Consider the following 20843-nt stretch of genomic DNA (forward strand, 5'->3'; position numbering starts at 1 on the left):
TGAGACGCTGCGGCCGTCATGGGGAACGTCATCGGGCTGCTGGGGGCGTGTCTGGTGCTGGGCGTCCTGGCCCGGCGCAGCGGGAGGTTTCCGGAGGGCTCCGCCGGGGCGTTCAACGCCTTCGTGCTGTACGTGGCGCTGCCGGCGCTGGTGCTGCGCGCCATGCACCGGCTGGAGTTCGTGCCGGAGTTGCTGGTGGCCGCGTCGGTGCCGTGGCTCTACTACCTGGGCGCGGGCCCCTTCTTCCGGGTGCTCGGGCCCCGGCTGGGGCTGCCGAAGCCGTCCATCATGGCGCTGGTGCTGACGGCGGGGCTGGGCAACACCGCCTTCGTGGGGCTGCCCATGGCGGAGGCGCTGCTGGGCGCCGAGGGGCTGCCGGTGGCGGTGGTGGTGGATCAACTCGGCTCCTTCCTGGTGCTGTCCTCGCTGGCCACGGTGGCGGCGGCCCGGGCGGGCGCGGACACGCCGCTGTCCGCGCGGCAGCTCGCGCGCAAGGTGGCCACCTTCCCCCCGTTCCTGGCGCTGGTGGTGGCGTTGGCGACGCGGCCCTGGGCCTACCCCGTCTGGCTGGACGGGGTGCTGGAGCGGCTGGGCTCGCTGCTGACGCCGCTGGCCCTGTTCGCCATTGGCCTGCAGCTGCGCCTGTCGGGCATCAAGCCCCGGCTGCCCGCGGTGGCCCTGGGGCTGTCGTACAAGCTGCTCCTGGTGCCGACGCTGACGGCGGCGGGCCTGCTGGCCTTGCCAGGGCTTGCGCCCATGGTGGTGCAGGCCACGCTGCTGCAGGCGGCCATGGGGCCCATGGTGAGCGCGGCCATCCTCGCGGCCGAGCATGACCTGGACCCGGAGCTGGCGGTGTTGATGGTGGGGGTGGGCGTTCCGCTGTCCTTCGCCACGGCGCCGCTGATGTGGATGCTGGCGCGCTGACGCACGCCTGGCTGCCCTGCGACCGGCCACGCGGCCGGACCGCTGTCGTCCCGGCATCGCGCTCCTATTTTTGGCGCATGGCTGAGCAACCACCGAAGGCCTCGGGCGAGCCCGGGGGAGACCCACGGCGGATGGAGGTCCGGCGGCCGGTCGCCGAGCTGGGCGCACGGGCCTATGCCATCCAATTGCTGTCCGACGCGCGAATCCCGTTCCTGGTCGGTGGCGCCTACGCGTTCGCCCACTACACGGGCATCTATCGCGACACGAAGGACCTGGACCTGTTCATCCGCAAGGACGACGCGGACCGCGCCTTGGAAGTGCTCGCGCGCAACGGCTGGAGCACGCAGCGCGACGTCCACGGCTGGCTGCACAAGGCCTTCTGGGACGACTTCCTCGTCGACCTCATCTTCGCGTCCGGCAACGGCATCACCATCGTCGATGACGGCTGGTTCGAGCACGCCGTCTGTGCCCGGCTGCTGAACTGCGCGTGCAAGGTGCCTCCGGCGGAGGAAATCTACTGGAGCAAGGCCTTCGTCCTGGAGCGCGAGCGCTTCGACGGACACGAGCTCACGCACCTGCTCCTGAAGACGGGGCGCACGTTCGACTGGCCGCGGCTGCTGGCGCGCTTCGACCGGTACTGGGAGGTGCTGCTCTCGCACCTGATGTTCTTCCGCTTCGCGTACCCCGCGGACCGCGACATCGTCCCGGAGTGGGTGATGCGCGAGCTGCTCTCCCGCGCCAACAGCTCGCTGGCGGAGGGCAACTGGGACTCGAAGCTGTGCCGGGGCCGGCTGCTGTCGCAGGTCAGCTACCAGGTGGACGTCGACGAGTGGGGCTATGAGGACGGCCGCGCCTGGGATGAAGCCGAGCGCAGGCTCGAGCGCGAGCCCGAAGTGGTGCCCGCCGCGAGCGGTACGTACGGCGGCCACTGAGCCACGGACCCCGCGCTCGCCTCCTGGGACTTCGCCAGTCCCGGCGTGAGCGCGCCAGGTCCACCGGCCCTGCCATGGCTTCAGCGGAGCCTCACCTTCGGGCAGAGGACCCGCCGAAAGCAGGTGTCATGTGTCGCGGAGCGAAGCCAGACCCCGAGGTGTCATCGGAATCCTGGGCGTGTTGTGCCTGACGCTCGCGCCCTCCGCGCGGGCACAGGTCTCCGTCACCGGGCAGGGAGGACCGCTGCGGCTCGAAGCGGGCTCGCAGTCGGTGGAGCTGTCCCTGGAGGAGGGCGGCGTCGTGCGGGGGCCCGGCGTCGAGCTGCGACAGCGCGGCGCGGCGCTGGTGGGTCAGGTGCGTGGCCGTGACGTGGATGTCGGCTGGGCCAGCGGAGGCCTGCTCGGCCGCGTGGGGGACGGCACCGTCGACCTCCGCGTGCTCGAACGGACGCCGGAGCCGGGCCTGCGCCTGGAGGGGAACTTCGCCAGCCAGCCGTCGAGCCTCGTCATCGCGCCCTTCGCCATCGCTGGCGCCATGGGCGGATGCAACTATACGATGTCCGTGACGGGAGAAGGGTATTCGGGCTGGCGCACCTGCCAGCCTGGGACGACGCTCCAGCCGGGCCCCGTCTCCCTGTCCCTGCCCGAGGAGGTGCTGCGCCTCGGACAGGGAGAGAAGGCGGCTCTGCTGGCGCTGTTGCTGTCGGAGACGATGTTGCCGCCGTGAGGCGGCGCGTGCTCAGGCGAGCGCGGTGGTGGCGAAGGACAGCTCCACGCCGTTGTCGCGCACGCGCATGCTGGGCTTGGACAGCCAGTGGCACTGCGGGCAATAGCTGTGCGCACCCGCCTGAGAGGCACGCACAGTCACCTCTCCACCGCAGAGCACGCAGCCGTCGGGGAGGACGAATTCGGCGAACCGCTCGCCGGTGTTGCTCTCGAATTGAGTCATGCTTCTGAGTTAACGCAGGAATCGCGCGGCACAAGGCGACCTGCGGTGTACCCCGGTCGGGCATGCTCAGTCGGGCAGGCAGGCAGCCGAGCCCTCCTGCATTCCTTACGGGCTCGCCGCGCTTTGGTGAGTGGCCGACACCGCAACCCGGTGATGTCGCGTGATTGCCCTGGCACGGGGATTTCAAGGGCCCGGGGCATGGATGCACAGGGTGAGGGTGACGGCATGGGTGGGGTGCTGCGGGTGGAGCTCCTCCAAGACAGGCGAGGCTGGGGCGTGGAGGTGGAGACGTGGGCCGGGGCCGTGCGCCGGTACCGGTATGGCAGCGAGGCCCAGGCCCGCTTCTTCGCCGCGGTGTTCGAAATGGGCCCCCGCGTGCTGCCGCCGGTGAGCGCCGGTCGCCGCAGGCGGACCCGCCGGGCGGCCTGAGGCTCCGCGTCTTCCCTCTACCCTCGCGGGCGGCTTTCGGAGAGGCTACGGGCCATGAGTGACGCACCCAAGCCCTTCCTTCACCGTCCCAACCGCCAGCTCATCACCAAGGAGCCGGACCCCGCGGGCCGCTGGTCCAAGCAGTTCCCGGACATGATTGGCTACGCCAGCCAGGGCGGCGGCAAGGTGCCGGCCGACTACGGCTGGAACACCAACCCCAAGCAGTGGCAGGAAGAGATGACGCCGGAGACGCTGGCGGCGCGCTATGACGAGCTGCGCATCCTCCCGCCGAAGCCCGCCGCCCCGGCGCTGCCCGAGGGCGCGAAGCCCGAAGGCGCCAAGCCGTAGCCTCGCGCTTCAGCTGAAGGGCAGGGCCGCCAGCCGCTCCCGGAACCGGGTGAGCAGCTCCCGCGCCCCTGCCTCCTCCAGTCCGTCGCCCGCCTCCTGTCGCGCCTTGCGCAGGAAGGCGTCGAACGGCGGCGAGCGGCCCTGGAGCGCGCCCGCCGCCTCCACGGCCTCCGCCAGCACGCGCTCCGCGCCTCGCGAGCCCAGCGACAGGTGCATGTCCGCCTGCTCCAGCTTCATGCCGCAGGTGGCCCACACCGCGCGGTCATGGACGATGAGCCAGGTGCGCGTGACCTCCTCCATCTGCTCATCCAGCGCGGTGAGGTAGGGCTCCACCAGCCCCGGCAGCGCGTCCGGCGCCAGCTCCGCCTGGGTGGCCGTGTCCAGCAGGCGCGCGCGCAGCTCCAGCACCTGGTGCTTCTGCGGCGTGCGCAGCGCCACCGACGCGGGCAGGGACACGAAGGCGGCCAGGCTCTCCGCCACCTGCCGCGCCAGCGCGGGGCGCGCGCGGGCTTCCGCCTTCGCCGCGCGCTCCAACCGGACTTGCAGGGAGCGGCGCAGGTCCGCCGCCGCCGCGCGCAGCGCCGCCCGCGCGCCCACCTGGTGGGCGTAGCCGGGCACCACCTCTTCGCGGCGCACGTCGGCGAAGGCCGCGGCGGTGAGGTACACGAGGTCGCCGATGCGCACGCGGAAGTCGGCGCGGAAGGCCTGCAGCTCGGCCATCAGCGTCCAGCGGTCGCTCACCACCTCCGGGCGGCGCATCTGCTGTCCCAGCTCCGCCACGCGCCGCGCCAGCCGGTCCGCGACGGCGTGCAGCACCGCCTCCACCTCCTGCGCCAGCCGCTCATCCGAGCTGGCCGGCGGCGGGGCCCAGCCACCGTCGCCAATCCCGACGGGGCGCGTGGGGGGCGGGAACTCGTGGTGGACGGCGCTGACGAGCTGGTTGACGCCCACCACCGTGTCGCCAATGGCGGGCGCCATCGTCTCCCACAGCGACAGGTCCGCGCCGCCGTCCGCTTCCACCGACGTGGGCTCGTACTTCGCGATGCTCAAGTGTCCCAGCCGGTCGATGGCCACCGCCGCCGCGCGGTGCACGCGCTCCAGCCGGTCCGCGAGGTGCCGGTCGGTCAGGGCTTCCAGGAGCGACTCCAGGCGCGCGGGCAGCACGTCCTGGGGCGGGCGGGATGGGGGCTTGGGCGCTGGCAAGGGGCGGTGACCCTAGCGCACCGAAGCGCGCCACGCGAAGAACGGGGGGCTCTTCAGGGCCTCGTCTTCCGGCATAGAGTGGAGGGAAGGGGAGAACCGATGACAATCCGCTTCCGGCGCCGCCGGCTGCTGGGAGGAGGACTGGCTGCGTTGCTCGTGGGGGGCGCGGTGGCCTTTGCCTCCTGGGACGTCTGCCTTTCCGCCTGGGTCCTGCGAGGAGTGAAGGTGCCGAGCTGCCCCGACGGACAGTTCCGCCAGGTGGTGGAGGTCCATGGCACCGGCCTGGCGCGCGGCGACACGGGGCAGGTGTTCGTCGTGACGCACGCGCTGGCGCCGCATCCGGAGTCCGGCCAGATGATGAAGGCCCCGGTGACGAAGGCCACGGCCGCCGTGTTCCTGGTGGACGCGGCGGGGAAGGAGACGCCCCTTCCCCTGGCCAAGGAGACGGACTGGACGCGCACCCAGGACGACCGGGGACTGTCGGCCCGCGTGGTGGTGCCGGAGGTGCCGGACGGTGACTACCAGCTCCGGGTCCGCGTCACCTCGCCGCTGGGCACGGACACCGTGGACGCGCCGCTGCCGCTGTACGCCAATGCCCTGGCGCACGCGCTGACGGACCGGCCCCTGTACGAGCCGGGCCACGAGGTCCTCTTCCGCGCGGTGGCGCTGAGGGCCAAGGACCTGGCGCCGCTGGATGGTCGGCCGGGGACGTGGGTGGTGCGGGATTCCACCGGCGAGGTGGTGCTGGAGGAGCGCGCGCCGGCCGGGCCCTGGGGCGTGGTGGCCGGGCGCTTCCCGCTGGACCGCGGCGCGCCGCAAGGCACGTGGACGGTGAGCTGGGTGAGCGGCGGGGCGCAGGCCTCGGCGTCCTTCGAGGTGAAGCCCTTCACCCTGCCGCGCTTCCGCGTGGAGGCGCGCAGCGCCCGGCCCTTCTGGCGCGCGGACGAGGTGCCAGTGGTGGATGGGCAGGTGACGTATGCCTCGGGCGCGCCGGTGGCCGGCGTCGAGGTGAGCCTGACGTGGGAGGTCCACGGTGACTGGCCCGCGCCGACGGAGTGGCGAACGGGGGGCCTGCCGGACCGCGCGCGCACCGACGCCGCGGGGCGCTTCCGCCTGTCGCTGCCGCGCGTGCCCATGGACCTGCGCGGGCAGGCGCGGCTCGTGGCGCGTCTGGTTGCGCGGGACGCGGCGGGAGACCGCATCGAAGGCGGCGTGTCGCTGCTGCTGGCCGAGGACGCGCTGCAGGTGTCGGCGGTGACGGAGGTGGAGGGCGGCCTGGCGCCGGGCTTCAACAACCGCGTCTACGTGCGCGCGACGACGGCCGCGGGGCAGGTGCTGCCGGGCACGGAGCTGACGGTGAAGCGCGCCTGGGACCCGCGGGACGAAGGCGTGCGCGCGGTGACGGACGAGGACGGCGTGGCCGTCTTCCAACTGGACCCCGGGCCGCCCATCAACGTCGTGGTGCCGCCCATGCCCGTGCGTCCGCCGCCGCCCGAGCCCACGGTGCGGCTGGGCCAGACGCGCAGCCTGCTGGCGCCGGGGATGGAGGTCTCGCTCGAGGACCTGCTCGCGCTGGAGAAGGCGCTGCCCGCGCTCGAGCCCTGCGCGCGCTTCGTGTCGAGCGAGCAGGGTGCGCTGGACGTCGAGCTTGGTCTGCGCGTGAGTGCTTCAGGCGCGGTGCTGGACGTGGTGACGGGGACGTGGCCGCTTCCCGCCTGCGTGGCCTCCGTGCTGCGCTCGCGCACGCTGCCCGCCGGGCGCGAGCGGGTCCTCCAGGTGGACCTGAGCGTCAGGGACCCGGGCCTGCCGGAGTTGGAAGTGGTGGTGGATTCGGCCCATGGCGCGCCTGAATCGCTGGTGGCCGCGCTGGCGGACGCGGCCCGCGATGCGCGCGCGTGCCTGCCTCGGGACCTGAGCATGGAAGCCCCGCTGCCCGCGGCCTTGAGCTGGCGGCTGGGGAAGCGGGGCCTGGAGTCGCTGACCTGGGTGACGCTGCCGAAGCAGTCGGGCGCGCTGGCCGCGTCAGCCCTGCCCTGCATCCAGGAGCGCTTCGCGCGCGTCCGGCTGTCCGAAGCGGCGCGGACGGAGGCTGCCCTGGGCGTGGCGCACCTCACCGCTCATCCGTCGGATGAGGAGGGGCGCCAGTCCGCCGCCCAGGCCACCACCTTCCTGGGCTACGAGCTGAAGGTGAGCGGCACCCAGGGGGGGGAGGCCGTGGGCGAGACGAAGCTCGTGCTGCGTCCGGCGGAGGTGCCACCCACGCGCCTGCGCGCCACGCCCGTGCTGGGGCGCGGCGGCGAGGAGGTCCGCATCGAGCTGCTGCGCGGTCCCCGGTTCGCGGGCCCGCTGCCCGACACCCTGGTGCTCCAGGCGGGCAACCAACGGCTGGAAGAGAAGGTGGACAAGGCGACGCGCTCGGTCCGCTTCAAGCTGCCCAAGGACTTCGAGGGCTGGGCGATGACGGCCTGGGAAGGCGCGCAGGGCCGGGTGTACGTGGCGCCGCGCGCGCAGCTCTCCGTGGAGGTGACGCCGGACAAGCAGCGCTACGCTCCCGGCGAGCTGGCCCGGCTCCAGCTGCGCACGCGGGTGGATGGCCAGGACGGGCCGGCGGCGGTGGGGCTCTTCGGCGTGGATGAGACGCTGGCGCAGCTGGCGCCGCTGCCAGGGCCGGACGCGCTGGGACAACTGCGGCCCGTGCCCACGGTGTCCTCGCCGGCCTTTGGTGTCCTGGACGGCCAGGCGCTGGCCATGGGCCGCATCCGCGGGGCCAACGCGGCGTCGGCGGCGGTGCTGCGGGTGAGCGACGTGCCTCGGCGCGAGCACACGGAGCCCCGCGTGACGGTGAACGCCGTGACGGCCTTCGAGCCGGAGTCGGAGCTGACCGACCCCTTCTACACCGTGCTGGGGGAGCTGCACGCGCAGGTGCGTGCCTGGGAGGAGAAGGCCCCCGAGGGGCAGACGCTGGACCCGGCGGGCATGGCCCGGCTGTGGGAGGGCGCGCTGGCGGCGTGTGAGAAGCGAGGCGACAAGGTGACGGATGCCTTTGGCCGCCGACTGAAGCTGTCGCGGCTGCCCGTGGACCTGCTGGCCCTCACCGACCCTCGGGCGGTGGTGTCCAGCGGCACGCGGCTGCCCGAAGACGTGGAGAACTGGAACGCATGGGTTGCCCGGGAGGCGCCATGAATCGCTCGTTCTTCGCCGGGGTGGGCTGCTCCCTGGCGACCCTGGTGGGGTTGGTGATGTTCGTGGCGCTCTTCGGTGACAACGTGCGGCGCCTGTTCGGCGCTTCGGCGCAAGCGCTGGCGGGTGAGCCCGCGCCTCAGGCGACAAAGAGTCTCCGCGCCTTTGGACAGAACCTCGCGTACGACGGCGAGCAGGAGGTGATGGCCGACGCTTCGGTCACGGCGGGGGCGCCGATGGCGCTGGAGGCGATGCCCTCGTTCGCGAACAAGACCCGCGGCGCCCTCTCCGGGCTGGCCACCGAGGCCTCGTCGAAGGGCGGGGGCGGCGCGGAGGCGGACGCCACGCCCAGCCGCGCCTGGTTCCCGGAGACGTTCCTCTTCGAGCCCCTGGTGGTGACGGATGCGTCTGGCGCGGCGACGGTGCCGGTGCGCGTGCCGGACCGCCTCACGCAGTGGCGGGTGCTGGCGCTGGCGCACTCGCGCTCGGGCGCGCAGTCCGGCACGGTGACGTCCTTCACGGGCACGCTGCCCACGTACGTGGACCCGGTGCTGCCGGCCTTCCTGCGCGCGGGCGACGCCGTGCGGATGCCGGTGCAGGTGATGAACACCACGGACACGGCGGTGGAGGCGTCCTTGAAGGTGGAGGTGCCGGGCGCGCTGGTGGAGGGCGGCAGCCGCACCGTTCGCGTCCCGGCGCGCGGCAGCGTGGTGGAGTACGTCACGGTGCGGGTGGCCACGCCGGGACAGGTGGCGGTGCGCGCGGCGCTGGGCGCCACCGACGCGGTGGTGCGGGACTTCCCCGTGTGGTCCACGGGGCGACCGGTGCTGGAGACGCGCGGTGGCACGCTGGCGGCGCCGCGTTCGCTGTCGCTCACCGGGGCGGTGGACGCACAGCCAGGGAGCGAGCGCGTCCGGGTGCGGGTGTTCCCCGGCGGGCTGGGCGTGCTGCGCTTGGAGCTGCTGAACGCGAGCGCGCGCGAGGACGCGGCCGGCGTGGCCTATGCACTGCTGCTGGCGGGCCGCGCGCCGCAGCTCCTGACCGCGCTGGGCGAGACGCGGTCCGCGGAGGCGTTGAAGGCGCTGAGCACGCCCGGGCAGCGGCTGAAGGCGCCCGTGCCTCCGGAGCCCGGAGAGGTGGACGTGGAGTCGGTGCGGACGGGGTTGATGCGGGCGACGCAGCGCGCGCTGCGGTGGAGCCGCGCGCCGGACGTGGCCACGGCGGCGCTGCTGGCGGAGGGCGCGCTGGCGCATCCGGATAACCCGGTGCTGGCCCGCCTGGGAGCGCGGCTGGCCGCGCAGGTGGCGGCGGCGCAGCTTCCGGATGGCACCTGTCAGGGCGGCTCCGGCTGGACGCTCCAGCGGCTGCTGGTGGCCACCGCGGACTGCACGCGCGCGGTGACGGCGGCGGCGGTGACGCCGGAGGGCAAGCGCCGCGCGGCCTTCTTCACCGCGCGGGCCTCGGGCGCCCTGGAGCGCAACCGGGCGCACGTCAAGGACGGCTACACGGCGGCGGCGCTGCTCGCGAGCGGCGCGGTGACGGGCTCGCTGCGCGACTCACTGCGCGAGCAGGTGCGGGACGCCGTGCAGCGGCGCGACGAGGGCGCCGCGTTCCTGCCCGTGGAGGAGGGCGTGGTGGACGCCGCCGGCGGCACGCCGACGGAGGCGGAGGCCACCGCGCTGGCCGTGCTGGCCCTGGAGGGCGACGCGAAGGCCCCCGTGGCGGACCTGGGCGCCGCGTTGCTCGCCAGCTACGAGCCCGTGAATGGCTGGGGCAGCGGGCGCGCCAACCGCCTGGCGTTGCAGGCCGTGGTGTCCCTCTTCCGCGAGCCGTTGCCCGCCCAGGTGCGGGTGGTGCTGGAGCGGGACGGCCAGGTCATCACCGAGGGCACCTTCGACGCCCAGGCCCTGCGTGAGGTGATGTCGCTGGAGGCGGCGGCTCCGGGCTCTGGCGGCGCGCATACCTGGACGGTGCGCGCGGAGCCCGCGGTGCCCGGGCTGGGCTTCGCGCTGGCGTTGAGCGCCGCGGTGCCGTGGACGCAGCAGGCCCAGGCAGGCCTGGAGCTGTCCGTGCAGGTGCCCTCGGACGCGAAGGTGGGGCAGCCGTCGGAGGTGACGCTCCAGGCGTCCACGCCGTCGGGCCTGCCGCTGGTGATTCGCCACGGGCTGCCCGCGGGCGTGCACGTGGACACCGCCAGCCTGGAGGCGCTCGTGCAAGAAGGGAAGGTGGCGTCCTGGGCGCGCGAGGATGGCGCGGTGACGCTGCGGCTTCATCCCCGAGGGCCGGGCGAGCCCTTCCAGGCGCGCTTCCGCGTCATCCCGACGCTAGCGGGCACGCTCCAGGGAGGCGCGTCGTCGCTGATGGCCCTGTCGCGGCCTGACCTGGTGTCCTACGTACCTCCCGCTACGTGGGCCATCCGCTGAAGGGAATTCGCTTTCACTTCATGCCCCCCGGGCCACTGCCCTGGTGCCGGGGGGCGCGTTATGTGTCGACTCGTGGTGACTTCACGAGCCTCCAGGAAATGTAGTCCGCGCTCCCAACTGGGCACCCACGCAGGGGATGCACAGGTTTCCCAGCAGCAACACGGAGTCGCAACCACTCCCAGGGTTGTTTCGTCGTGGGTGGCAAGCATGGAGCTCGACGGCGCGGAGAGGGACGAGCTACAGCGGGCGCTGACCAGCGCGTTTGCATCGGTGGAGCACCTCCGCCGGGTCGTGGCCGCCACCTGCCGCAGGGATTTGGAGGCCTTGGGCATCTCCGGCGGGCTGCGCGAGCGCGTCTTCACGCTCATCCACATGGCGGAGGCGGAGGGTTGGCTGCGCGAGTTGATTCGCGGCGCCTACCAGGCCCTGCCCCGGCACCCCCGTCTCCAACGCTTCGTGCAGGTGTACCTCGCGTCCGTCCAGCGCAGCATCCCCCGCGTCGGACTGGAGCGCATCTTCGGCAGCGGCCGGGCGGGCACCGAGCGCGAGCACTGGCGCAAGCGCCTGACCTCCATCGAGCGACAGGTGTGCCGCGTGGAGCCGGAGGTGGGCGCGGCGCTGGGCACGGGCTTCCTGGTGTCCCCCAACGTCGTGCTCACCAACTTCCACGTCATCGAGAACAGGCTGCTGGAGTCGCTGCGGGTGCGCTTCGGCCGCAAGGTCCTCCAGGACGGGACGCTGCTCCATCCGGGGACGGTGTACCGCGTGACGCGCTGTCTGGCGCGCAGTCCCTACAGCCCCGCGGACCTGATGCACCCGCGTCCGCGCGATGCCACGCCGGGCGAGCTGGACTACGCCTTCCTGGAGGTGGCGGGCGTGCCCGGCGAGGACCTGGTCGACGGGGAGCCCCGAGGCTGGCTGGCGCTGCCCGACTCGCGGGCGTCCTTCACGCCCGGCAGCCTGGTGCTCATCGTCCAGCACCCGGCGGGCCAGCCGATGAGCGTCGCGCTCGATGAGTTCCTGGGCGTCAACCCGGGCCGCACGCGCGTGGCGTACCGCGCGTGTACGGGCCCGGGCTCCTCGGGGGCCCCCTGCTTCACCCAGGACCTGCGGCTGGCCGCGCTGCACCACAGCGGCGGGCCCCGCGTCCCGTCCGCGTCGGTGGGACACAACGAGGGCATCCCCATCGACACCATCCGCGGCAGCCTGTCCGGGAGCATGTTGAGTCAACTGGGCTGGGGGTAGGGCGCGAAGTGGAGGCATGGGGGGCGCCTGATACAGTCAGTGAATGCGTTTCGCTGGCACCCGTCCCGCCGTCACCCACTCCGCGTGGGGGCTCGTGCGTCTTCCGGCCCTGCTCCTGTTGCTCGTCCTTCCCTGGAGGGCCAGCGCCGAGCCCTCGCTGCGCGTGGCGGGTGCCTCCGCCAGCAACGAGGTGAAGCTGCGGACGGCGTCGGAGGACTTCCGGCATGTGCTGCGCGTGGACCTGCTGGGCGCGCCGGAGGTGGCCGGCGACGTGGCGGTGGCTGGCGGCGTGGCGAGAGGTGGGGACCGCGAGCTGCCCGGGGGCGTGACGGTGCTGGTGGATCCGCTCCAGTCCCAGGACGGCGTGCAGGTGGCGTTGCAGGCCGTGGTGAAGGAAGCGGAGGCTGGGAGCGCCACGGCGCCCATCTCCACGCGGCGCCCCATCCACGTCGAGCTGACCGGGCGCCTGCCCGTCACGGGGGACTACACGGGCCACGTGGTGCTGGTGCATGCGCAAGGGCGGGAGACCACCGCGCTCATCGTCACGCGCGTGCAGGCGGTGCCCGCGGTGCAGTTCATCGCCACGTCGCCGGCGGTGACGTCCGCGGGCTGGGGCTGGGGCTCCATCGACGCCACCGTGCGGCTGCCGTTCAAGGAGACGGCGGGCGTGGGCGGTGTCGTGTCGTTGCCCCAGTTGCTGCAGCTTCAGCGCAAGGCGCCGGACATGGACTCGGCCCTCATCCAGCCGCGCTTCCAGGGCGTGCGCTTCGCGTTGGAAGGCGGGAAGCCGGATGGCGGCAACCTGGACATCACGTCCCTGGAAGGCGGCCTTCCCGTGAGCGCGCATGGGAGCGGCGCGCTGCTCTTGAGCCTGCGGGGCCTGGAAGGGCCGGGCGAGTACACCGGCACCGTGCGCCTGTCCGTGCGCTCGGGCCTGCCGGTGGAGCAGCCCTTCACGCTGTGGGTGAGCTCGCCCTGGCTGTGGGGCGCGTTGCTCATCGCGGCGGGGGCCGTGTCGTCGTTCGGCGTGCGCCTGTACTCGCAGCGCATCCGGCCCCGGACGCTGCGCTTGCAGCGGGTCATGGAGCTGCACCGCCGGCTCCAGGCGCTGGTGAGCGGGCAGGGGGCCCGGGCGCGCGAGGTGGGGCAGGTGATGCTGGGACAGGTGAACGGGCTCGCGTCGGAGATTCGCCGGCCGGTGCGAGGCATCCGCGTGGGCGACGAGGCGCTGACCGCGCTGGAGCCTCGCCTGCGCCTGTATGGCGCGTGGTGTGACACCTCACGCAAGCTGGACGTGCTCCCGGCGGAGCTGCGCCCGGAGCAGGCGAGTCACTTGCTGGCGGAGGTGGAGGGCGCGCTGCGCGCGGAGGACAGCGCCACCGACCGCCTGGACAGCCTCGCCGCCAAGGTGCGGGAGCTGGACGTGGACGGGCTGGCGCGCGCCGGGCTGGAGGCGCGGCTGCAGGACATCGACCGGCAGGCGCAGACGCTGGTGGACCAGCACAGTGGAGACTCGCTGGGCTTCCGGCTCAAGTTCGAGCTGATGTCCCCGCTGGAGTCCGTCCGGAAGCAGCTGGCCCAGGGCGCGCTGGACGCGGCCCGGCGGCAGCTCGAGTCCGCGCGCCGCTCCTACTTCGACATCCTGTGCGAGGAGCTGTCCGAGGCCCTGGCGGCCCGCACGCCGCCGCGCGGCTTCACGGAGGAGGAGTGGGCCGCCCTGACCCAGCGCGTGAAGTCCCTGCTGGAGAGGGCCCGGGAGCGGGCCAACACCAACGTCGATGATGCCGTCCGCATGTACCAGGGCGCGCACGCCGCCTACGTGCGCCAGCTCATCGAGGAGATGCGCGGCGCGGTGGACGAGGCGCGGCAGGTCAGCGAGTCCGACGCACAGACGCAGGCGCTCGAGGAGGTGGAGGCGCTCCTGGGCGAGGCCCAGGGCCTCCTGGTGACCGCGTCGTCGCACGAGGCCGCGGTGAAGTACGGCGAGGCGCGCGTCCGGTTCGTCTCCGCCAGCCAGTCCCAGCGGACGGCGAGGAGCATCCTCCTGGAGTCCGCGCTGGGGGATGTGGGAGCGGGGGCGCCCTCCGTGCCGCCGCCCACCGCGCCCAGCGGCGGCAGCATCCCCGCGCTGCCGGAGGCGCCCGCGGGGGCGCCCGCGCTGGGCGACTTCGAGGGCATGCCGCTGCCATCGCCCCGTCATATGTGGCTGGTGGAGCTGGGCGTGCTGGCGCTGCTCACCACGGTGGCGGTGGGGCTGGGGCTTCAGTTGCTCAATGTCTTCTCGCCCACGTGGGGCGGCTTCGGCGCGGGCATGACGGCCTTCCTCTGGGGCTTCGGCCTGCACCAGGTGGGCAACGCCACCTTCGAGGGAATCACCGGGCTGCTGACGCGCGTGGAGCGGCCGGCCACGCCTCCGCCGGCCGCCTGAGCCGCGCGGATTACCGCTGCCGGTCCTGGATGGCCTTCGCGGCGATGCGGTCCACCACGCCCGGGGCCACCAGCTTGAGGAACTGGGCGACGCGGGCCTTGGTCGTCATGACCACCTCGCGCTCGCGCCGCTCCATGGCGCGCAGGATGATGGCCACGCAGGTGTCCACGTCCATGTTGCCCGTGCTCTCGTCGTGCTTGCTCTTCCGCACGGGCTGGCCGTCCGCGCCCAGCGCGCTGTCGCGGATGTTGGTGGCGACGAAGCCGGGGCACACCACCGTCACGTCCACGCCGGTGCCGCGCAGCTCGATGCGCAGCGAGTCGAAGAAGCCGTGCATGGCGTGCTTGCTGGCCGCGTAGCCGCTGCGGTTGGGCACGCCCGTCTTGCCCGTGAGGGACGACACCGCCACCACCAGCCCGCGCCGGGCCTTGAGGTGGGGCAGGGCGTGGTGGGTGCAGTACACCGCGCCCAGGTAGTTGATGCGCATGAGCCGGTCGAAGAGGGACAGGTCCTTCACCTCGTCCACGCGCGCGTCCATCGTCACGCCCGCGTTGTTGACGAGCACGTCGATGCCGCCAAACGCCTCCACCGCGCGCTCCACCAGGTGGCGGCAGGCCTCCGCGTCACCGACATCGGTGGGCACCACCACCGCGCGCCCGCCGGCCGCCTCGCACCGGGCCTTCACCCGCTGGAGCGCTTCCTCGTTGCGCGCCGCCAGCACCAGGTTGGCGCCGCGTCCGGCCAGCACCACCGCCAGCGCCTCGCCAATGCCCGCCGAGGCGCCCGTGACGACCACCGTTTTTCCTCGCATGGCGCGCATTCTGGCCCCTCGCCGTCAGAGGGGCCCGGAAAAAATCCGACCACCGGGTGACACTTTAATTCGGGTCCGGTGTTCCGGTCGCGCCAACGTGTTTTCGCGACAGGAAAGACACCATGCCGTCCATCGCCGTACTCGCCCAGGCGCACCCGGAGCAGCTGGGCTGGCTCAGCAGCAAGCTGCTGGGGGTGACGCTCACCTCCGCGGAGTGGGTGCTGTGGGTGCTGGTGTGCCTGTCAGTGCTCTCCATCGCCATCATGCTGGAGCGCACGGTGTACTTCGCCCGTCACCGGCTGCCGGACTCGGAGGCCCTGGCGGTGCGGCTTTCGCGCGGTGAGCTGGACGCGGTGAAGGCCGCCATCCAGGGGCGCCAGGGCATGGAGGCCGCCATCCTGCGCGAAGGGCTGGCGTGCGCCGACCAGGGCGCGGACACGGTGGAGCAGGTGATTGCCTCCACGCTGTCGCGGGAGCGCCCGCGCTACGAGCGCTTCCTGTCGTACCTGGGCACGCTGGGCAACAACGCGCCCTTCATCGGGCTGTTCGGCACGGTGCTGGGCATCATCAAGGCCTTCAATGACTTGGGGAAGATGAACGCCCAGGGCGGCGGCGGGGCCATGCAGCAGACCGTCATGGCGGGCATCTCCGAAGCGCTCGTCGCCACGGCCGTGGGGCTGGCGGTGGCGATTCCGGCGGTGGTGGCCTTCAACGTCTTCAGCCGTCAGCTCAAGACACTCACCAGCCGCGCCAACGCCCTGGGCCACGCGCTGGTGGGCAGTCTCCGCGCGGAGGCTCGTTAGGCCATGGCGGGCGGTGCGCAGGACAACGACGACGAAATCACCGGCATCAACGTCACTCCGCTGGTGGACGTGGTGCTGGTGCTGCTCATCATCTTCATGGTGACGGCCAACTTCATCGTACGGGAGACGGTGGAGGTGGACCTGCCCCGCGCCGCCAACGGCGGTGAGACGGTGCAGGGCCTGGTCAACGTGGTGCTGGACAAGGAGGGCAAGTTCTTCTTCGACGGCACCGAGCTGACCGAGAAGGAGCTGGAGAAGCGCGTCCAGGAAGCGGTGGCCAAGGACAAGGACACGCGCGCCATCATCAGCGCCGACCAGTCGATACCCTACGGCCGCGTCATGCGCCTCATCGACGTGGTGAAGGGCCAGGGCATCGCGAAGTTCGCGCTCAACATCGAGAAGGACGTGGCCCCCTCGGCCGCGCCCGCGGCACCCTGAGGCAAGGCGTCACTTCATGAGTCAGGCGGTCCTCGACAACGCTCCGACGCCCCGACGCGACCGCTCGCTGGCCGTGGTGGGCGTCTTCCTGCTCGTGTCGCTGGGGCTTCACGTCGGCGGCTTCTGGGCACTGGGAGAAGGCGCCGCGCGCACCCTCCCCGCCGCCAAACGCCCCGTGGAGATGGTGATGGTGGAGGTGGTGAAGCCGCCCCCGCCTCCTCCGGAAGAACCGAATCCGGAGGAGCCGCCCAAGCCGCCACCCCCCAAGCCCAAGGTGGTGAAGCCGCCGCCGGTGAAGGTGGCCGAGGCCCCCAAGCCGCTGCCGCCGCCGCCCGTGGACGCGCCGCCGCCGCCCAACGACACGCCGCCGCCCCAGCCGCAGGCCAAGCCGCCGCCGCTCGTGGTGGGCATGACGATGTCCTCCACCACCAGCGCGGGCTCGTTCGCCGCGCCCGTGGGCAACACCGCCTACGGCAGGACGGGCCCCACCGCGAAGGACCCCAAGGACGTGAAGGGGTACAGCGCGCCGAAGTACGCGCCCATCTACCAGGTGGACTCCGAGCCCACGGTGGCCTCCGAGGTGAAGATTCCCTACCCGGAGGAGGCGCGCCGCGCGGGCGTGGAGGGCACCGTGACGCTCTCCATCACCATCAGCCACGAGGGCAAGGTGACGGCGGTGAAGATTCTCAAGGGCCCCGGCCATGGCCTCAACGAGGCGGCGCGGGACGCCATCCGCCGCTTCCGCTTCAAGCCCGCAATCAAAGGCGGCGAGCCCGTCTCCACGGAGATGAAATACTCGTACACCTTCCTGCTCGATTGATGTCGCCACTCCCGCTGGGAGAGAGGCGGAGCGCGGGCGTGCCCGGCATGTCAGGGGTACCCCTCCCCACAGGCGTCGCCGGGATTCCACCGCGCCTTCGCTCCGTCTCTCTTTCATCGGGAGCGGGAACCTCCTCACCCGTATGCTTGGACACGCCATGTCCTCCCTCCTGAAAGCCCGAGGCGCGCTCGTCGCGACCTCGCTCCTGCTGGCGGCGCCCGTGCTCGCGCAGGCACCCCAGGCCGGCGCGCCTCCCGCGGACGCGGCCACGCCACCCCCGGCGCAGGCCCAGCCCACCATCACCAGGCCGCCCGAGCTGGTGCAGCAGGTGGAAGCGCAGTACCCGCCCGAGGCGCTCGCGCAGGGGCTCACCGCGTCGGTGCGGCTCATCATCACCATCGCGGATGACGGCTCCGTCGCCGAGGTGCTGCCCACCGAGCCGGTGGGCAACGGCTTCGACGAGGCCGCCATGGAGGCGGTGCGCCAGTTCCGCTTCTCGCCCGCCGAGGTGGACGGCGTGCCCGCGCCGGTGCAGGTGGAGTACGTCTACCACTTCACCCTCACCGCGCCGGAGCCGGAGGCGGGCGCCGAGGCCGCGGAGGCCGAGCAGCCCAAGGCCACGCTCACCGGCCAGCTCATCTCCCGCGGCAGCCGCTCGCGCGTGCCCAACGCCACCGTGCGCTGCGGTGACGACCCGGACGCGCCCGAGGCGATGTCCGACGACGACGGCCGCTTCACGCTCGAGGTGCCCGCGGGCACCTGCGAGGTGCGCGTGGTGGCCACGGGCTTCCAGCTCTACCAGACGAAGGAGGAGTTGAAGCCGAACGAGACGACGGAGGTGAACTTCTACCTCGCGCCCTCGGGGAGCGGCCTGGAGACGGTGGTGCGCTCGGCGCGACCGAAGAAGGAGGTGGTGCGCCGCACCATCACCCGCGAGGAGGCGCAGAAGACGCCAGGCTCCTTCGGCGACCCCATCCGCGTCATCCAGTCGCTGCCGGGCGTGGCGCGCGCGCCCTTCATCTCCGGCGAGCTGCTGGTCCGTGGCTCCAACCCGGGCCAGACGTCAACGATGATGGACGGGGTCGAAATCCCCCTCCTGTTCCACCTGCTCGGCGGGCCCTCGGTGGTCAACGCCGAGTTCATCGACCAGCTCGACTTCTACCCGGGCGGCTACGGCAGCCAGTACGGCCGCGCGGTGGGCGGCATCGTCGAGGTGGGCACGCGCAAGGGCGCCTCGGACACGCTGCACGGCTCGGTGAAGGTGGACCTGCTGGACGCGGGCTTCTTCCTGGAGAGCCCGATTACGGACGGCATCAGCGTGGCCGCCGCCGCGCGCCGCTCCTACATCGACACGATTCTGCCCGCCGTCCTGCCGGAGTCGGAGGGGGGCACGCTCTCCGTGGTGCCGCGCTACTGGGACTACCAGCTCCGCGTGGACTTCGGCGCCAAGCGGGGCACGGCCAATGACGACACGGCCGTGACGCCAGGGGGCGCGCGCAGCTCCGGCTACATCATGGCCTTCGGCAGTGATGACCAGCTCCGCGTGGTGTCCACCGGTCCCTCGACGGAGCGGGACCTGGAGCTGGACACGCGCACGAACTTCCACCGGGTGAAGGGCGACTGGACCTACCGCAAGGGCGCGATGTGGTCCGTCTTCACGCCCTTCGTCGGCATGGACCGCAGCAGCGTCGACTTCGGCCTCGCGCGGCAGGATGGCAGGACCTACACGCTGGGCGCCCGCGAGGTGCTCGGCATCGAGCTGTCCTCCGCGCTCACGCTCCGCACCGGTCTGGACATCGTCTTCGAGCACGAGAGCTACGACGTGTCCTTCCCCGCGCCGGGCGGCGTGGAGTACGTGCCCTTCCCCGGGGCCGAGCCGGTGGGCCAGCAGTTGGAGGAGCAGATTGCCCTGAGCGCCTTCGACGGCGCGCTCTTCCTCGAAGCCGACTTGCAGGTGGGGCAGTTCACCTTCACGCCGGGCGTGCGTGGCAACCTCCAGTCGGTGGGCAACACGCGGAACCTGGCGTTGGACCCCCGGCTGTGGGTTCGCTACGCGGCGACGTCGCGCACCAACCTCAAGGGCTCGCTGGGCCTCTACAGCCAGCCGCCGGAGACGTTCCGCTTCATCACCTTGCCCTACGGCAACCCGGACCTCGCCTACCAGCGCGCGTTCCAGAGCAGCCTCGGCGTGGAGCACCGCTTCAACGACGTGTTCAACGTGGACGTCACCGGCTTCTTCAACCGCCGCTTCAACAACGTGGTGTCCCCCGGCCAGATTGTCACCAACGAGGGCGGCGGCGTCTTCACGCTGCCGTACTCCAACGACGGCATCGGCCGCGCCTACGGCTTGGAGGTGATGCTGAAGAAGGACCGCGCCTCCGCGACGGACAAGTGGTCCGGCTGGCTGTCGTACACCTTCAGCCGCGCCGAGGACGGCCGCGCGGGCCCTCGGCCTCAGGGCGGAGGCTTCTTCGGTGGCGGTGGCGCCGTGCCGGACGACTCCACGTACGGCCTCAGCCCGTGGGACCAGACGCACATCCTCACGCTGGTGGCCAGCTACGTGCTGGGCAACGGCTGGGAGCTGGGTGGCCGCTTCCGCTACACCAGCGGCCGGCCCATGACGCCGCTGGCGAGCGGCTATGATGTCTACGACTCGGACCGCAACCGCTTCAACGCGACGTTCGGCCCGTACTTCTCCGACCGCACGGGCGGCTTCCACCAACTGGACGTGCGCGTGGACAAGAGCTGGCGGTTCCAGAGCTGGACGCTCACGGCCTACCTGGACGTGCAGAACCTCTACAACGCGCAGAACGTCGAGTTCGTCTTCAATGATTACCGGTTCCGTCGCGAGTACGAGGTGCCGGGCATCCCCATCCTCCCCGTGGTGGGTGTGAAAGGAAGCTTCTGAGATGAAGGCCCTGCTCGAGTCCTGCGGACTGTCGCTGCTGCTGTTGGGCGCCGCCGCGTGTGTCGACGTGGAGGACCAGCCGTCGCGCGTGTTTGACTTCCGCGTGCTCGGTATCGCCACGGAGCCTCCGGAGCTGATGGCGTCCGCCTGTGAAATCACGCAGGAGACGCTGGATGAGCTCTCCTCGGACGTGACGTACCGGACCCTGCTGGTGGACCCGGCGGGGGAAGGGCGGCCCATCCAGTACACGCTGTGGGCGTGCGCGGACAGGGAGGACCGGACGTGCGCGAACGCGTCCAACCGCGTGCTGCTCTCCGAGGGTACCACCGTGGCGGGCGAGCTGGCGCTCAGCGTCCGTCCGGGAGCGTCCACGCTGGCGGAGGACATCCCGCTGCTCCAGCGCGTGCAGGAGCTGGACCCGTACCGAGGGCTGGGGGGCCTGCGCATGCCGCTGGTGCTGCGCGCGCAGGCGGGCGACGAGGTGGTGTACGCGCAGAAGCTGATGGTCTTCTGGTGCCCGGCGGTGGAGGGCATGCGGGTGAACGAACAGCCGGTGATTCCCGGGCTGCGCGTGGATGACGTGGCGTGGCCCGCGGAGGCGCCGCTGGAGCTGCGGGGCGCCGGGCCCTTCGTGGTGACGGCCGAGGACGTGGCGGCCTTGCAGGAGACGTACGTGGTGCCCGGGCTGCGGCTGGAGGCCGTGACGCTGCGGGAGAGCTGGGAGATTTCGTGGCACGCGACGCTGGGCGAGTTCGCGCCGCAGGAGACGGGCGGCTCGTCCTTCGGCGGGCAGGAAGGCCGGCACCGCACGGAGTGGGAGCCTGAGGAGGGCGCGCAGGCGCAAGAGGTGACGTTCTGGGCGGTGGTGCGGGACGGCCGGGGCGGCAGCTCCTGGTTGGTGCGGCGGGCGCTCTGGAGTCCGTGAGCCGGGCTCGCGCGCCGGCCGCCAGTCGAGATATGCCGAGGGGACTCGCTTGAGGCCGGGCCGGGCCTGACGCGTGG

The 20843-nt window shown here is 72.4% G+C and carries 17 protein-coding genes; 14 read left to right on the forward strand and 3 right to left on the reverse strand.

What is annotated here, in order from left to right:
• Positions 1-18 precede the first annotated feature (18 nt).
• The 3 genes from KGD87_RS30870 to KGD87_RS30880 all read left to right on the forward strand — a co-directional run bounded on the left by KGD87_RS30870 (position 19) and on the right by KGD87_RS30880 (position 2583).
• A complete protein-coding gene (locus tag KGD87_RS30870) occupies positions 19-924 on the forward strand; it encodes an AEC family transporter (RefSeq protein WP_284664528.1) in 906 nt (301 codons plus the stop codon).
• A 77-nt stretch (positions 925-1001) separates the two neighbouring features.
• Positions 1002-1856: a nucleotidyltransferase family protein gene (locus tag KGD87_RS30875; protein WP_502887970.1), complete on the forward strand. Its 855-nt coding sequence runs from the start codon at positions 1002-1004 to the stop codon at positions 1854-1856.
• Positions 1857-2034: 178 nt separating this feature from the next.
• On the forward strand, positions 2035-2583 hold the full coding sequence (locus KGD87_RS30880) for a hypothetical protein (RefSeq protein WP_284664529.1): 549 nt from the start codon (positions 2035-2037) through the stop codon (positions 2581-2583).
• A gap of 12 nt (positions 2584-2595) precedes the next feature.
• On the opposite strand, the gene KGD87_RS30885 is transcribed toward KGD87_RS30880, so the two are convergent.
• Positions 2596-2805: a hypothetical protein gene (locus KGD87_RS30885; RefSeq protein WP_284664530.1), complete on the reverse strand. Its 210-nt coding sequence runs from the start codon at positions 2803-2805 to the stop codon at positions 2596-2598.
• A gap of 198 nt (positions 2806-3003) precedes the next feature.
• Between KGD87_RS30885 and KGD87_RS30890 the strand changes: the two genes are divergently transcribed.
• On the forward strand, positions 3004-3234 hold the full coding sequence (locus KGD87_RS30890; RefSeq protein WP_284664531.1) for a hypothetical protein: 231 nt from the start codon (positions 3004-3006) through the stop codon (positions 3232-3234).
• A 54-nt stretch (positions 3235-3288) separates the two neighbouring features.
• Positions 3289-3582: a hypothetical protein gene (locus KGD87_RS30895; RefSeq protein WP_284664532.1), complete on the forward strand. Its 294-nt coding sequence runs from the start codon at positions 3289-3291 to the stop codon at positions 3580-3582.
• 9 nt (positions 3583-3591) lie between these two features.
• Here KGD87_RS30895 and KGD87_RS30900 read toward each other — a convergent pair whose 3' ends face one another.
• Entirely contained in the window at positions 3592-4785 is a 1194-nt protein-coding gene (locus KGD87_RS30900; protein WP_284664533.1) for a hypothetical protein, read from the reverse strand.
• Between the two features lie 99 nt (positions 4786-4884).
• Between KGD87_RS30900 and KGD87_RS30905 the strand changes: the two genes are divergently transcribed.
• From KGD87_RS30905 to KGD87_RS30920, 4 genes are all read left to right on the forward strand, one after another.
• The gene (locus KGD87_RS30905; protein ID WP_284664534.1) at positions 4885-7968 is read left to right on the forward strand and encodes an MG2 domain-containing protein; all 3084 of its coding nucleotides are present in this window, start codon (positions 4885-4887) and stop codon (positions 7966-7968) included.
• The gene (locus KGD87_RS30910; protein ID WP_502887971.1) at positions 7965-10388 is read left to right on the forward strand and encodes an alpha-2-macroglobulin family protein; all 2424 of its coding nucleotides are present in this window, start codon (positions 7965-7967) and stop codon (positions 10386-10388) included. Before KGD87_RS30905 ends, KGD87_RS30910 begins: the two co-directional genes overlap by 4 nt.
• 207 nt (positions 10389-10595) lie before the next feature.
• A complete protein-coding gene (locus KGD87_RS30915; RefSeq protein WP_284664536.1) occupies positions 10596-11633 on the forward strand; it encodes an effector-associated domain EAD1-containing protein in 1038 nt (345 codons plus the stop codon).
• 43 nt (positions 11634-11676) lie between these two features.
• Positions 11677-14061: a hypothetical protein gene (locus KGD87_RS30920; protein WP_284664537.1), complete on the forward strand. Its 2385-nt coding sequence runs from the start codon at positions 11677-11679 to the stop codon at positions 14059-14061.
• A gap of 10 nt (positions 14062-14071) precedes the next feature.
• On the opposite strand, the gene KGD87_RS30925 is transcribed toward KGD87_RS30920, so the two are convergent.
• Complete coding sequence (locus tag KGD87_RS30925; RefSeq protein WP_284664538.1) at positions 14072-14881, reverse strand: SDR family oxidoreductase; 810 nt, start codon at positions 14879-14881, stop codon at positions 14072-14074.
• A gap of 113 nt (positions 14882-14994) precedes the next feature.
• Here KGD87_RS30925 and KGD87_RS30930 point away from each other — a divergent pair, with 113 nt between their 5' ends.
• The 5 genes from KGD87_RS30930 (at position 14995) to KGD87_RS30950 (ending at position 20766) form a co-directional block, all read left to right on the forward strand.
• Positions 14995-15675 (forward strand): MotA/TolQ/ExbB proton channel family protein, encoded by a 681-nt coding sequence (locus tag KGD87_RS30930; protein WP_176418295.1) that lies wholly within the window; start codon positions 14995-14997, stop codon positions 15673-15675.
• A 3-nt stretch (positions 15676-15678) separates the two neighbouring features.
• Entirely contained in the window at positions 15679-16113 is a 435-nt protein-coding gene (locus tag KGD87_RS30935) for an ExbD/TolR family protein (protein ID WP_284664539.1), read from the forward strand.
• A gap of 16 nt (positions 16114-16129) precedes the next feature.
• On the forward strand, positions 16130-16933 hold the full coding sequence (locus tag KGD87_RS30940; RefSeq protein ID WP_284664540.1) for an energy transducer TonB: 804 nt from the start codon (positions 16130-16132) through the stop codon (positions 16931-16933).
• Positions 16934-17075: 142 nt separating this feature from the next.
• Entirely contained in the window at positions 17076-19841 is a 2766-nt protein-coding gene (locus KGD87_RS30945) for a TonB family protein (RefSeq protein ID WP_502887972.1), read from the forward strand.
• A 1-nt stretch (position 19842) separates the two neighbouring features.
• Positions 19843-20766: a hypothetical protein gene (locus KGD87_RS30950; protein WP_284664542.1), complete on the forward strand. Its 924-nt coding sequence runs from the start codon at positions 19843-19845 to the stop codon at positions 20764-20766.
• Positions 20767-20843: the final 77 nt, after the last annotated feature.

The sequence above is a fragment of the Myxococcus sp. SDU36 genome (genome assembly GCF_030168875.1).
In the GTDB taxonomy this organism is placed as follows: Bacteria; Myxococcota; Myxococcia; order Myxococcales; family Myxococcaceae; genus Myxococcus; species Myxococcus vastator.

Excerpts from the sequence above, each read along its gene's own strand:
- KGD87_RS30905 (WP_284664534.1), top strand. The coding sequence starts at position 4,885 with ATGACAATCCGCTTCCGGCGCCGCCGGCTGCTGGGAGGAGGACTGGCT.
- KGD87_RS30920 (WP_284664537.1), top strand. The coding sequence starts at position 11,677 with ATGCGTTTCGCTGGCACCCGTCCCGCCGTCACCCACTCCGCGTGGGGG.
- KGD87_RS30910 (WP_502887971.1), top strand. The coding sequence starts at position 7,965 with ATGAATCGCTCGTTCTTCGCCGGGGTGGGCTGCTCCCTGGCGACCCTG.
- KGD87_RS30890 (WP_284664531.1), top strand. The coding sequence starts at position 3,004 with ATGGATGCACAGGGTGAGGGTGACGGCATGGGTGGGGTGCTGCGGGTG.
- KGD87_RS30875 (WP_502887970.1), top strand. The coding sequence starts at position 1,002 with ATGGCTGAGCAACCACCGAAGGCCTCGGGCGAGCCCGGGGGAGACCCA.
- KGD87_RS30945 (WP_502887972.1), top strand. The coding sequence starts at position 17,076 with ATGCTTGGACACGCCATGTCCTCCCTCCTGAAAGCCCGAGGCGCGCTC.
- KGD87_RS30940 (WP_284664540.1), top strand. The coding sequence starts at position 16,130 with ATGAGTCAGGCGGTCCTCGACAACGCTCCGACGCCCCGACGCGACCGC.
- KGD87_RS30915 (WP_284664536.1), top strand. The coding sequence starts at position 10,596 with ATGGAGCTCGACGGCGCGGAGAGGGACGAGCTACAGCGGGCGCTGACC.
- KGD87_RS30925 (WP_284664538.1), bottom strand. The coding sequence starts at position 14,881 with ATGCGCGCCATGCGAGGAAAAACGGTGGTCGTCACGGGCGCCTCGGCG.
- KGD87_RS30870 (WP_284664528.1), top strand. The coding sequence starts at position 19 with ATGGGGAACGTCATCGGGCTGCTGGGGGCGTGTCTGGTGCTGGGCGTC.
- KGD87_RS30935 (WP_284664539.1), top strand. The coding sequence starts at position 15,679 with ATGGCGGGCGGTGCGCAGGACAACGACGACGAAATCACCGGCATCAAC.
- KGD87_RS30950 (WP_284664542.1), top strand. The coding sequence starts at position 19,843 with ATGAAGGCCCTGCTCGAGTCCTGCGGACTGTCGCTGCTGCTGTTGGGC.
- KGD87_RS30885 (WP_284664530.1), bottom strand. The coding sequence starts at position 2,805 with ATGACTCAATTCGAGAGCAACACCGGCGAGCGGTTCGCCGAATTCGTC.
- KGD87_RS30930 (WP_176418295.1), top strand. The coding sequence starts at position 14,995 with ATGCCGTCCATCGCCGTACTCGCCCAGGCGCACCCGGAGCAGCTGGGC.
- KGD87_RS30895 (WP_284664532.1), top strand. The coding sequence starts at position 3,289 with ATGAGTGACGCACCCAAGCCCTTCCTTCACCGTCCCAACCGCCAGCTC.